The following is a 12,603-nucleotide window of genomic DNA, read 5'->3' on the forward strand; positions in this document are numbered from 1 at the left end:
GGGCGGACAAGAAACGCCATCCCCACGCCGCCCGCATCCTCGCCCGATCCTGGCTGCGCGTGATGTGGGCCTGCTGGCACACCGGAACCTGCTACGACCCCGAGATCCACCGAACCAACAACAAGATCAACGGCACGGAGACACCTCTGGCGGCCTAGAGGTTGACTCAGGGAACTCACAGGCGCCCCGCTTCGACGATGCGGTGCAGGAAGGCGCGGGTGCGTTCCTGTTGCGGGTCGCCGAAGATCTGCTCGGGCGGTCCTTCTTCCAGCAGGACTCCCTGGTGCAGGAAACACACTTTGTGCGACACCTCCCGGGCGAAGCCCATCTCGTGGGTGGCCAGCAGCATGGTCATGCCGGCGTCGGCGAGTTCACGGACGATGGCGAGGACTTCGGCGACGAGTTCGGGGTCGAGGGCGGAGGTGATCTCGTCGAGGAGCAGGGCCCGCGGTTGGGTGGCCAGTGCGCGGACGATGGCCACGCGCTGTTGCTGTCCGCCGGAGAGCTGGTCGGGCATGCGGTCGGCCTTGTCGGCGAGGCCGACGCGGGCGAGGAGCGTGCGGGCCCGTTCCTCCGCCTCGGCCCGGGGTACTCCCGCCACGCGCATCGGTGCGAGAGCCACGTTGCGCACGACGTTCATGTGCGGGAAGAGGTTGAACTGCTGGAATACCATGCCGACATCGCGGCGGAGCCGGTCCACGTCGGTGCCGCGGCCGGACGCGCCCTCACCGGCGACCCTGATCTCGCCCGCGCTGATGTCCTCGAGGCCGTTGATGCACCGCAGCAGCGTCGACTTGCCGCTGCCGGAGGCGCCGATGAGGGTCACCACCTGGTGCTGTTCGACTTCCAGGTCGATGCCGCGCAGTACCGGAGTGCCGCCGTAGCTCTTGTGCACGGCGTCGATCTCGATGAATGCCATGTCAGGCCCCCTTGCCACGCCGCTGCTGCCGGGCGGTGAGTCGGTCCACGAGCCGGGCCTGCGGAATCGTGATGAGGACGAAGAGCGCCGCGACCACGGTGACCGAGGACAGGTTGAAGTGGTTCGATGCGAAGATCTTCGACTGGTTGAAGGCGTCGATCGTGCCGATGACGTTCACCAGGGCGGTGTCCTTCTGCAGACTGATGAAGTCGTTGAGCAGGGGCGGGACGACACGGCGGGTTGCCTGGGGCAGTACGACGTGGCGCAGTGTGGCGCTCTGCGAGAGGCCGAGGGACCGTGCGGCGGCGCTCTGGCCGGGGGCGATGGATTCGATGCCGGCCCGGAAGACTTCGGCGACGTAGGCGCCGTAGGTGAGGGTGAGCGCGAGGATCGCGAACCAGACCGGACTCAGCGAACTGAGGAAGGGCACTTCGGCGAGGGGCAGTCCGAAGCCGATCAGGTAGATGATGATGATCGCCGGAACGGCGCGGAAGCCGTCGATGTAGGCGGTCGCCAGGAGGCGCAGCGGCCGGCCGGCCCGGCCCGGTGCCATGCGTGCGAGGGCGAGTGCCAGTCCCCAGGCGAGAATCAGCACCTGCGCGACAACGGCGATGTAGAGGTTGGTGCCGAAGGCGGACGCGATCTCCCGGAAGCTGAGACCGATGACGGAGCCGTCGAAGAAGGTGCGTTGCACGGCGCGGTCGTTGCTGCACAGGAACCAGACGGCGCCGAGCAGTACGAGGAAGGCCAGGCACCAGCCGAGCACGGTCCAGGCGTCCTCGCGTGCCTCGGACGCGGCCCGGCGGGCATCGGAGCGCCGGTCCTCGTTCCACGCCGTGGCGGCGGTGCGTGCCGAGCGGACCGCTCGCAACGCGGGTCTGAGCAGAGTGAGAACGGCTACGGTCACGACGGCGGCGCCGAGGATCACCGGTGTGCCGGGCAGCACCCGGCCGGCGGACTGGGCGGTGACCGCGGTCAGCGCCACGGTGGCCAGCACGGCCGTCACCGCCGCGCCGGCGAGCGGCAGGGCCGGCCGAGGCGGCGCGCTCTTCGACGGATCTCTCCGGCCGGCCGTCAGCAGGGGTGAGGTCACGGTCACTTGGCGCTCCACAGCGGGATCGCCTCGGGGTCGCCGCCGAAGGCCTTGGTCAGGTAGGTCGAGGCGAGTCTGCCGAGCGTGCCGTCCTTCTTCAGCTCCTCGATGGCCGCGTCGAGGGCGGCGGTGTTCGCACTGCCCTTGGGGTAGAGCGCTCCGTACGACTCCCCGGTCTCGTACTGGCCGATGACCTCGAACTTGCCCTGCGAGGAGTTCGCCTTGCCCAGCACGATCGCGACATCGGTGAGCGCGGCGTCGATCTGGCCGGCCTGGACGGCGGCCTGCAGTTCGACGTCTCCGGCGAACACCTTCGGCGGGTTCTTCGGGCGTACGTGGTCGCGGACGAAGTCGGCGCCCGTGGTGCCCTGCTTCACGCCGAGTCGCAGGCCCGCGATGTTCTCCTCTGTGACCTTGGATCCGGACTTCACCAGGACTCCGATGTTGGAGGCGAAGTAGGGCGCGGAGAAGTCGACGACCTTGCGACGGGCGTCGGTGATGGAGATCTCCGCCAGCGCCAGGTCGAAGCCGTCCGCCTTGCCTGCGACGAGTGCGTCGAAGGAGACGTTGCGCACGGTCAGTTTGGGCAGGCCGGCCCGGTAGGCGATGTTCGCGGCCATGCAGTACTCGTAGCCGTTGTCGATCTGACGGGCGGTGTCGCCGTTCCACCAGCCGGGACTGGGCAGGTCGCCGAGGACGGTGAGGGTGTCCTTCTCGACGGTCTTGAGGTCGATCGAGCCCCGGACGCCGGTCACCTCGCACTGGCCGTAGGTGCGGGACCCCTTGGAGTCGGTGGTGTGCGCCGAGGAGTCTGTGCCGCCGCCGGACGCGGAGCCGCCGCAGGCGGTGAGGGCCGTCAACAGCGCGGCGCTGAGTACGGGCATGGCGAGGGTACGGAGGGTACGCATGGAGCTCCTTGGGGAGTGCCGGGAACCGGTGGTGCGCTAGAGTGCCCAAAACGTTTTGGGCACGTCAATAGTCAGAGCTCGGCGAGACCAAAACGTTTTGGGCGCCGGAAGTCGGGAACGAACTCCGGCGGGCTCGTGGAGCATGGCCGCCGGGGAGCGCGGTCACCGGGGAGTGCGGTCGCTGCCGCGCCCGAGGACGACACGGAGGGACGGCACAGGCATGACCAGCCGCACACCGCAGCACGGCAGAGGACCGGGACGGCGCATCGGCATCCGCGACGTGGCCGAAGCGACCGGCCTGTCGATCACCACCGTGTCCCACGCCCTGCGCGGCAAGGGCCAGATCGCGCCGGCCACCCGTGACCGGGTGCGCCGCGCCGCGGCGGAGCTCGGCTACCGGCCCGACCCCGTGGCCCGCGGCCTGGTCTCCGGACGCACCGGCATCCTCGGACTCGTCGTCGGCCACATGTCGGACCTCCCCTGGGCCAGCACCTACCGCCCCTACTACGCCGCCTTCTCGGCGGGCGCCACCATGACCGCCGTGGAACACGACTACGCCCTCGTCGTCGTCCCCGGTGACCCGGCCTCCGGGCTGTGGGCGCGCGTCCCCACCGACGGGCTGATCATCGTCGACCCCGCGCTCGAGGACCCGCTGCTCGCCGACTGCGCGCGCCGCGGCATTCCTGTGGTCACCGACGGACGCCCCATCGACCCCGGATACGACGGCGTGCCCACCGTGGAGAGCGACCTCGAACACGGCATGGCCGACATCCTCGGTCATCTGCGGGAGTCCGGCGCCACCCGCGTCGGCCTCCTCTCCGGCTCCGAGCCCGACGCCTACACCCAGGACTGCGAGCGCCTCTACCGCCAGTGGTGCGCCGGGACCGGGCAGTCTCCCCTCGTCGAAACCCCCGCTGCCGCGGAGGATCCCGTGGAGGCAGCCGTACGCCTGCTGACCGGCCCCTCCCGCCCCGACGCGGTGCACGGCCTCAACGAGACCTACGGGCAGGCCCTGGTCGTCGCCGCCCGGCGGCTCGGCCTCGCCGTCCCCGACGACCTCATGATCAGCGTCATGCGGGAGAGCGACCAGTCCACCGGAACCACCGACTGGGATGTCCCCCTGACCGCCCTCAGCCTGGACGCCCGCAGGCTCGGCGCCGAGTGCGTGACGACACTGATCGACGTACTCGACGGCAAGGAGCCGGCCAACCTGGTCGTACCCTGCACCGTCGTCGTCCGCGGCTCCACACGCCGGAACTGAGCACGAGGCCCGGCCCGCCGGGTGCGGTCGGTGCCGGGCACCACGGCGGAGCCGTACGGACGCGACAGAAGCCCACCATGTGATGTGACTCACCCGTGGCCCGGGGAACTCCCGCACTCCCCGGCCCGACCTCTGGTGCGTACGGCCGTGTCCCGTTGCTCACGGCCCTTCACCGAGCCGGAGCCACTTCCATGAATCATCTTGTGCCGCCCCCCACCGGACGGCCTTCCGCTCCTTCCCTTCCCTACGCCGTTCTCGCGGGCTTCGTGCTGCTGCTCGCGGCTGTCTTCGCCCTCTCGTACGGCGTGGGCCGTCTCGCCGGTCCGGTCGCTCCGGACATGCGAGGGGTCTCGTCGGACCAGGACCCCGGCACGGGCGGCATGGGCGGCATGGGCGGCATGGGGCACGGTCGCTGATGGCACCGGAGACCGAGGCCGGCTCGCTCGTCACGACGGATTTGGTGGTGGGTGGCATGACCTGCGCCGCCTGCGTGCGCCGGGTGGAGAAGAAGCTCGAGATGCTGGAGGGGGTCAGTGCCGGCGTCAACCTCGCCACCGGCCGAGCCCGCGTCCACCACCCGGCCGGACTCGGTACGGCGCCGCTGCTCGAGGCGGTCGAGAAGGCGGGGTACACCGCGGCACTTCCCGAACCGCAGGCCGGCCCACAGAGCGGCCGACAGGACGCGGACGACGCCGAGGCCACGGGGCGGGCCGTCCCCCAACGCCTCGTCGTGACAACGCTGCTGTCCGTCCCCGTCCTGGTGCTCTCGATGGTGCCCATGCTCCAGTTCCGCAACTGGCAGTGGCTGTGCTTCGTCCTCGCCGCGCCCGTCGCCCTCTGGGGCGCCCGGCCCTTCCACCAGCGGGCGCTGCGCGGACTGCGGCACGGCGCGGCGACCATGGACACCCTTGTCTCGCTCGGCGTCCTGGCGTCCTTCTTCTGGTCCGCGTACGCGCTCTTCCTCGGCGGGGCCGGCGCCGCGGACATGCGAATGGAGTTCACCCTGCTGCCCTCCGCCTCGGAGGGCGCCGCCGGCATCTACCTGGAGGCGGCGGTCGGCGTCCCGCTCTTCGTCCTCCTCGGTCGTCATCTGGAGGCCCGCGCCAGGCGCGGCACCTCAGCGGCCCTGCGCTCGCTCGCCGAGCTGGGGGTCAAGGAGGTGACCGTCCGCGAGGGCGCTGCCGAGCGTCGTATCTCCGTCGAACGGCTGGCCGTGGGGCAGCACTTCGTCGTACGTCCCGGCGAGCGGATCGCCACGGACGGTGTGGTCGCCGAGGGCGCCTCCGCCGTCGATCTCTCCCTGGTGACCGGGGAGACGCAGCCCGAGGAGGTCTCGGCCGGTTCGCCCGTCATGGGTGGCGCCGTCAACGCGGGCGGCCTGCTGCTCGTACGCGCCACCGCCGTCGGCGCCGACACCCGGCTCGCCCGCATCACCCGCCTCGTGACCGAGGCGCAGGCCGGGAAGGCCCGCGCGCAGCGACTCGCCGATGCCGTGGCCGGGGTGTTCGTGCCCATCGTGCTGACCCTCGCCGTCACCGTGCTCGGATTCTGGCTGGGCGCCGGAGCCGACGCCCAGGCCGCTGTCACCGCATGCGTCGCCGTCCTCGTGGTCGCCTGCCCCTGCGCGCTCGGACTCGCCACGCCCACGGCACTCATGGCGGCCACCGGACGAGGAGCCCAGCTCGGCCTCCTCGTCAACGGCCCCCAGGCCTTCGAAACCCTGCGGCAGATCGACACCGTCGTCCTGGACAAGACCGGCACCCTCACCTCCGGCCGCCTCAGCGTGGTCCGGGTGACCTGCCGCGAGGACGGTCTCGTGGCAGACGAGGCGCTACGGCTGGCCGCCGCCGTCGAGAGCGGCTCCGAACACCCCCTGGGCCGCGCTGTCGTGGCGCACGCACAGCGGACCCTCGGCCCCGATGCCGTACGGCCCGGCTCGCTCACCGACTTCGCCGCCACTCCCGGCAGCGGTGTGAGCGGCCGGGTCGACGGCACCCTCGTCGAAGTCCGCACCCCCGCGGGCGAACTCCCCCAAGCACTCGGCGCGGCGCTCGCCGAGGCCCTGGCCGCGGCGCAGACCCCCGTAGTCGTACATGTCGAAGGCCGGCCCGAAGCGGTCGTCGCCCTCAGCGACGTCGTACGGCCCGGCAGCTACCACGCCGTGGACCGGCTGCGCCGCCTCGGCGTGCGCCTCGTCCTCGCCACGGGCGACCAGGCCGCCCCGGCCCACGCCGTCGCCTCCGCGCTCCACATCGACGAGGTGCATGCCCGCTGCACGCCCGAGCGCAAAGCCGAACTCGTCAGGGAACTGCAGGAGAAAGGGCTGCGGGTCGCTGTCGTCGGGGACGGGGTCAACGACGCGGCCGCACTCGCCGGGGCCGACCTGGGGATCGCGATGGGCACCGGCACCGATGTCGCCATCGGCGCCGCCGACGTGACCCTCGTACGCGACGACATCGAGGCCCTCGGCGACGCCGTACGCCTCGCCCGCCGCACCCTTGCCACGATCCGGGGAAACCTGGTGTGGGCCTTCGGCTACAACGCCGTCACCGTCCCACTCGCGATGGTCGGACTGCTCAACCCCATGCTCGCCGCCGTCGCGATGTCGCTCAGTTCCGTGCTCGTCGTCCTCGGCAGTCTCCGGCTGCGTCACTGGCAGCCCTCTCCCGACCGCGCCACCGCTCGGCCCGGGCACCGCCCGCACCGTGCTGTGACCTCCGACCCAGTCGACGTCCCCGCCTCCAGGAAGAACCGGCCGTGAAGAACTCCCTGCCCCCTCGGCTGCGCACCTCGCTCGCCGCCGTCGCCGCCCCTGTTCTCGCCTGCGCGCTCGGGCTCGTGGGGCTCGGGGTCTGGACCACGCACGGCAACGCGGGCAGCCCCTCACGAGTCGCCGTCAAGGGCGGGTACGTCTTCCTCAGGTTCGGGGCAACCCCGGAGACGGCGGCCTTCTTCACGATCACCAACACCGGTGGTTCGGCCGACCGGTTGCTCGCCGTCTCCTCGCCGCGCACGGCGGTCCCGCCCGAGCTGAGCCGCCATCGCATGACCGATTCCGGAGCCGCCTATCGCCAACCCGCGACGAGCGCCACGATCCCGGCCAGGGAGGGACTCACCATGGATCCGCACGGCGTCAACGTGACCGTCCGTCCGGACACCGACTGGCGTGAGGGCGAGCGCATCCCCTTCACCCTGCGCTTCGAACGCGGCGAACCGGTCACGGTCCTGGCGACCGTCGTACGGCCGGGCCGGAACACCGCCTGAGGACCCGGATCCCGGCCCACTCGCCCGTGCCGTCCCATGAAGCCCGAGCCGGTGGCCGCCCTTTCGCGTGACGCCGGACCCTGCCGCCGCCGTCCCAAGTGCCAGGGTTGCGCGGCTCGTCACCCGGGCGGCGGCACGGCCCCGGCTCGCCGATGCCGAGGACTGGTTCCTGCGCGCGGATACTCACCGACCTTCATGGTCACCGGGACTGGAACCCCTACTACCGCAGTGCCGAGGGTGTGGTCGCCGAGGGCGAGGTCATCACGCTGCACGCCGTACTGCCGGGTGGGCAGGCCGCGACCTCCCGGTGCCGCATCGTCCGGGTGAGCCCCGGCAGTGAACTGCGCTGGGCCTCGCGGCTGAAGGTGCCGGGGCTGATGGACACGGAGCACTGCTTCCGCCTGGTCGGCAACGCGGCCGGACGGACCGTTCTGGAACAGCACGAGACCCTCCGCGGAGTTCTCGTCCCCGTGACGGGCGGCGTCGTGAACCAGATCAAGGACGGATGCACGGCATTGGGTGAGGCCCTGAAGAAGCACGCGGAGAGCTGAACGGGGCCCCGGGGAGGGCAGGCTCGGCGTACGAGACGGCTGGGCGCGGTCTGCCTGCGCTGCCGCCGTGGCCCGCTGCCTGCCGGCGCGTCGCTGCCGAACGCTCGGCAGGCGGCCCGCCCGCCCGGCAACCGACGGCCCCTCGCGCGCACGGCTCTTCGCCCTGCCTGCCGACGCCTGTTCAACAGGTCCGGGCCATGGTGCGTACACAGGGGTATGAGCAGTCATTCCGAGGTGCCGGCACCTCTCCAAGAAGGCGATGCCGACCGCCGCGGCACCCCGGTGGGGCGGCGCGTCCTGCTCGGCATGGTCGGCCTGGGCGCTCTGGGCGTCGTCGCCGGCGGTCCCGTTCAGCGCGTGATCGCCGACGGCATCGACACCGTCGCGGAGAGGGATCCGACAGGGCTGTCGGGTCTGCTTCCGGGGAATCACTTCCGCTACTACTCGGTCACCGGTTCCGTTCCCGAGAAGAACGCGACGACCTACCGCCTCACGGTCGACGGGCTGGTGGACAGGCCCGCCACCTACCGGATGTCCGATCTGGCCGCGCTCCCTCAGGAACGGACCGTCCTCGACGTACAGTGCGTGACCGGTTGGCGAGTGCCGAAGACCCCCTTCGCGGGGGTGCGGCTGTCCACGATCCTCGATGCCGCCGGGGTGTCGCCGGAGGCCAAGGCGGTCCGGTTCACCTGCTTCGACGGCGAGTACACCGAGAGCCTCACCATGGAGCAGGCTCGCCGGCCCGACGTGATCGTCGCCACCTCCATGGAGGACAAGCCGATCACCCACGCCCATGGTGGCCCCGTACGGCTCTACGTGGCCCCGATGTACTTCTACAAGTCCGCGAAATGGCTCTCGGGCATCTCCGTCACCAAGGATGTGATCCCCGGCTACTGGGAGCGCCTGGGCTACGACATCGACGCGTGGGTCGGCCGCTCGAACGGACGTGACGATGCCCCGACCGTCTGACACCGCCGCACCCGCGGGCCCTTCCGGCCGGGCCCGGCTCCTGAGATTCACTCCGGCAGAACGCCGGGTCCACCAGAGCACCGCCGCCCTGGCCGCGGTGTGCGTCGCCACCGCGGCGTGCCTGTACATCGGGCCACTGGCCGAACTCGTCGGCCGACGCAGGCTGATGGTCGTCCTGCACGAGTGGTCCGGTATCGGACTCCCCGTACCGGTGCTGCTGGGGCTGGCCTCCCGTGCGCTGCGCTCGGACCTGAGCCGGCTGAGCCGGTTCGAGGACCATGACCGCCGCTGGCTGAAGGCCGCCGTGCGGCGGCGCGGCAGGTCGGACGTCCCCTCGGGCAAGTTCAACGCCGGCCAGAAGGTCTACGCGTCGTGGACGGCGGGTGCGGGCATCGTCATGGTGGGGACCGGACTCATGCTCTGGTTCCCACAGTTCTGGCCCCTGGCCCTGCGGATGGGGGCGACGTTCGTCCATGACTGGCTCGCGTCGGCGATCGTGGCGGTCGTGGCCGCCCACGTCTGGAAGGCGTCCGGTGACCCCGGGGCCCGTGAAGGCATGTGGAGCGGGACGGTGTCACCGGCGTGGGCGGACCGGGAACACCGGTTGTGGCGACAGGAGTCGGACGGCCGCCGCCCGGATCCCGGCAGGCCGTCGGACCAGTTGGTGAAGGCACCTTCCGTACGGGCCGAACCGGAGTGATCGGATACGGCATCGGCGGCACCGGCCCGGTTGTGAGCGTGGCACAGTCCGCCATGAAGTCGTCGAAGGACCGGGTGAGCACCCTCATCGACGTGCATCCGTGCGCCACCGACCGCGGATGACGACGGCTCTCCATGCGTGTGCGGGCGCCTGTTCAACACTTTCCTGCTGTGCCGCGTAGACCGGGCATGAGCAGTTGTCGATCCGACCGGCGGCGCCTCGTTCCGGGCACGGCCGGGCCATGCGCCGCGGGTGACGTCACCGCAACCCCGGTTCACTGTCTGTCCTCAGCTGCGCCCGGCGCCGTCAACGCCGTGCCCGAAGGATCGGTCACTCCTCGGATGCGGGACATCGTTGTCGCACCACGGACCGGCGGAGCCACTCGCCCCGGCAATGCACGCACCACGCCCACGCCCACAGCCACAGCCACAGCCACAGCCACAGCCACAGCCACCAACGACCACCGCTTCTGTCTTCACACTCTTGGGGGATCCTGATGAAGCGCCAGCCGCCGTCCTGGGAAACGGAGCCTGGATGCGACACCCGCCCGTCCGGTCCGGGCCGAGTCCGGTTCCGGCCCGGCCGCCTGTGCAGCGGGCTCGCCATCGCCGTACAGGACGCTCATTGGGCGAGGTGCACGCCGCGCCCTTGCCCTGTCCTTCAACAGAACGACCCGGACCCGCGTATCCCCGCGACGAGCATGTCGTCCCGAAAACGTGGCCCGCGCACAGCGTCGGCGGGAATCGAGCCGACCCGGTGAACGCGACCCAGGACCAATGCTTGTGGTACGGCGTGCTGGGGCCTGTCGTGGTGCTGCGGGGGCAGGACGCACTCGACCTGGGCCCGCGGCAACGCAGAGTACTGCTCACCCGCCTCCTCATCGAGGACGGCCGAGCCGTCTCCCTGACGGAGCTGCGTCACACCCTGTGGGGAAGCGACCAGCCCGCGGCAGCGGTGTCCTCCATCCGCGCACACATCAGCCGACTGCGCTCGGTCCTGGACCCCGTCCGGGAGGGCAGGTCCTCCGTGCTGGTCAGCGGCCCCTCCGGCTACGCCCTGCGCGTGCCCCGGAACGCACGGGACACGACAGCCTTCGAAGCCTCCGTGGTCAGGGCCCGCGATGCGCTCGGGCAGCAACAACTGCCGCGTGCTCGATCGGAGATAGACGCCGCACTCGGCCTGTGGCGGGGGGCGGCCCTGGGGGAGGCCGCCGAGCACTCCTTCGCCGTACGTGAGAGTGCCCGCCTCCACGCCGCCCGCCAGGACGCCGAGGAGCTCCGGACCACGATCCTCATCCGACAGGGCGACCTGGTGCCGGCCGTCGACGCCGCCGAGCAACTCACCATCGGCGCCCCGCTCCGCGAGACCTCCTGGGCGCTGCTCATGCGCGCCCTCTACGCCGCCGGGCGGCCGGTGGAGGCGCTCCGTCAGTACGATCGGTTCCGCGGCACACTGGCCCGTGAGCTGGGCCTCGACCCGAGCCCCGGCCTGCGTGATCTGCACCTCGCCGTCCTGAGGCACGACACCGCCGTTCTCGGTTTACCACGGCCGCCCCGGTCGGCCACGACCCTGTCCGGGGCTCAGCCTGTCGCCGGGATGCCTTTCGCGGGCCGCACCGAGGAGACCGGCCGGCTCCATGCCGTGCTGGAGGATGCGGCGGCCGGCGGCACTCGGTGGGCCGTGATCCGTGGCGAGCCGGGATCCGGCAGGACCCGGCTGCTCGACGAGTTCGCCGCGCAGGCCGCCGAGGCCGGTTTCGCCGTCACCCGGGCCAGCGGCGGACATGTCCTGGACGGCAGCCACGGAGTGACCTTCCGCTGCCCGATCACCCAGCTCCTGGACGGACTGCAAGAGCAGGGCCCCGACACCGGCACGAGGGACCGCAGCGACGAGGACGTGCTGACCACGCTCATCCGGGAGGTCGCGTGGGCACCCACGCTGTGTGTCGTCGACGACCTGGACTGGGCGACGTCCGACGTCTACGGCCGGCTGTGCCGGCTGGCCAGACTGTTGCGGGACGTACCGGTCGTCATCGTATGCGCCGTGCGGGACACGGAATGCCCTCCCGCCGGCGCACTGCTCGCGGAGCTGGCCCGGCTTCGTACGACCTGGCTGCAGCTCGAGCCCCTGAAAGCCGAGGACGTGGCCGCGATTCTCGCGGGCCGCGGCGAAAGCGGTTCGTCCGCCGAGGCGCAGGCGCTGCACCGGCGCAGCGCGGGCAATCCGTTCGTCCTCGGCGAGTTGCTGAAGCTTCCGCCCCGTCAACGCACCGGAGAGGGCGCGCGGGTGCCGGCCTCGGTCCGCAGCATCGTCCAGGCACGGCTGGCCGAGCGCCCCGATCCGGTGAGAACGATGCTGACCCACGCCGCCGTTGACGGAGGGCTGCTGGACATCGGTCTTCTCACGTCTGTTCTGGGCGTGAAGCACGAGCGGCTGCTGGAACTGGTCGACGGCTCGGTGGCCGGGAGGCTCGTCGTCTGGCGCTCGGATCCCGGAGTACAGGCCGGAGGCCACTACCTGCTGCCGGACATGGTCCGCGAAGTCCTGCTCGACGCGCTGAGTCCCTCGTCCCGGCAATTGCTGCACTCCGTGATCGCGCGGGAGCTCACCGGGCGGGACGTCACCGATCCGGGGCGCCTCGTCGGCCACCTGCGCGCGGCCGGCCCGATGGCACCGGTCACGGTTCCTTCCCGGACAGCTGCTTCGGAGCCGGAGGAAGAAGTGCATGTCTGAACAGCACGGTCACGAATGGTTCACCACGCTGCGCTGAACCGCCCTTGCCGTGCAGGCTGCCCCGGGCGGATTCAGCCCGGGTCGCCTCTGAAACCTGCCCGGCACAGCTTCGCGGGGACCCGCGCGCCGCGGTCGTCCCCCCTCGGCGCAGCCCTCAACGCAGCCCTCAACGCAGTCCTCGACGCAACGTAACGCGAAACCGACC

11 protein-coding genes are annotated in these 12,603 nt (G+C 71.3%); 8 read left to right on the forward strand and 3 right to left on the reverse strand.

All coding sequences use genetic code 11. The features are described from left to right. Positions 1-175 precede the first annotated feature (175 nt). Genes ACFYV1_RS29530 through ACFYV1_RS29540 form a run of 3 tightly spaced genes read right to left on the reverse strand, consistent with a single transcriptional unit; the run spans position 176 to position 2,920 of the window. On the reverse strand, positions 176-919 hold the full coding sequence (locus ACFYV1_RS29530) for an amino acid ABC transporter ATP-binding protein (protein ID WP_389398659.1): 744 nt from the start codon (positions 917-919) through the stop codon (positions 176-178). Position 920: 1 nt separating this feature from the next. Further along, the gene (locus tag ACFYV1_RS29535; RefSeq protein ID WP_389398660.1) at positions 921-2,018 is read right to left on the reverse strand and encodes an amino acid ABC transporter permease; all 1,098 of its coding nucleotides are present in this window, start codon (positions 2,016-2,018) and stop codon (positions 921-923) included. Further along, on the reverse strand, positions 2,015-2,920 hold the full coding sequence (locus ACFYV1_RS29540; RefSeq protein WP_389398661.1) for an ABC transporter substrate-binding protein: 906 nt from the start codon (positions 2,918-2,920) through the stop codon (positions 2,015-2,017). Before ACFYV1_RS29540 ends, ACFYV1_RS29535 begins: the two co-directional genes overlap by 4 nt. 220 nt (positions 2,921-3,140) lie before the next feature. On the opposite strand from ACFYV1_RS29540, the gene ACFYV1_RS29545 reads away from it, so the two are divergent. The 8 genes from ACFYV1_RS29545 to ACFYV1_RS29580 all read left to right on the forward strand — a co-directional run bounded on the left by ACFYV1_RS29545 (position 3,141) and on the right by ACFYV1_RS29580 (position 12,398). After that, positions 3,141-4,181 (forward strand): LacI family DNA-binding transcriptional regulator, encoded by a 1,041-nt coding sequence (locus ACFYV1_RS29545; protein WP_389398662.1) that lies wholly within the window; start codon positions 3,141-3,143, stop codon positions 4,179-4,181. Positions 4,182-4,372: 191 nt separating this feature from the next. Then, complete coding sequence (locus ACFYV1_RS29550) at positions 4,373-4,597, forward strand: hypothetical protein (protein WP_389398663.1); 225 nt, start codon at positions 4,373-4,375, stop codon at positions 4,595-4,597. Further along, positions 4,597-6,942, forward strand: a complete 2,346-nt coding sequence (locus tag ACFYV1_RS29555) for a heavy metal translocating P-type ATPase (RefSeq protein ID WP_389398664.1) — start codon at positions 4,597-4,599, stop codon at positions 6,940-6,942. The genes ACFYV1_RS29550 and ACFYV1_RS29555 overlap by 1 nt, the downstream gene beginning before the upstream one ends. Beyond that, the gene (locus ACFYV1_RS29560) at positions 6,939-7,445 is read left to right on the forward strand and encodes a copper chaperone PCu(A)C (RefSeq protein ID WP_389398665.1); all 507 of its coding nucleotides are present in this window, start codon (positions 6,939-6,941) and stop codon (positions 7,443-7,445) included. Before ACFYV1_RS29555 ends, ACFYV1_RS29560 begins: the two co-directional genes overlap by 4 nt. 152 nt (positions 7,446-7,597) lie before the next feature. Then, positions 7,598-7,996 (forward strand): SRPBCC family protein, encoded by a 399-nt coding sequence (locus ACFYV1_RS29565; protein ID WP_389398666.1) that lies wholly within the window; start codon positions 7,598-7,600, stop codon positions 7,994-7,996. Positions 7,997-8,212: 216 nt separating this feature from the next. Next, positions 8,213-8,965 carry a molybdopterin-dependent oxidoreductase gene (locus tag ACFYV1_RS29570; RefSeq protein WP_389398667.1) on the forward strand — a complete coding sequence of 251 codons (753 nt, stop codon included), beginning with the start codon at positions 8,213-8,215 and terminating at the stop codon, positions 8,963-8,965. Further along, a complete protein-coding gene (locus tag ACFYV1_RS29575) occupies positions 8,949-9,665 on the forward strand; it encodes a cytochrome b/b6 domain-containing protein (protein ID WP_389398668.1) in 717 nt (238 codons plus the stop codon). The genes ACFYV1_RS29570 and ACFYV1_RS29575 overlap by 17 nt, the downstream gene beginning before the upstream one ends. Before the next feature lie 756 nt (positions 9,666-10,421). Beyond that, positions 10,422-12,398, forward strand: a complete 1,977-nt coding sequence (locus ACFYV1_RS29580) for a BTAD domain-containing putative transcriptional regulator (protein WP_389398669.1) — start codon at positions 10,422-10,424, stop codon at positions 12,396-12,398. Positions 12,399-12,603 lie beyond the last annotated feature (205 nt).

The sequence above is a fragment of the Streptomyces sp. NPDC003023 genome (assembly GCF_042888225.1).
GTDB lineage: Bacteria > Actinomycetota > Actinomycetes > Streptomycetales > Streptomycetaceae > Streptomyces.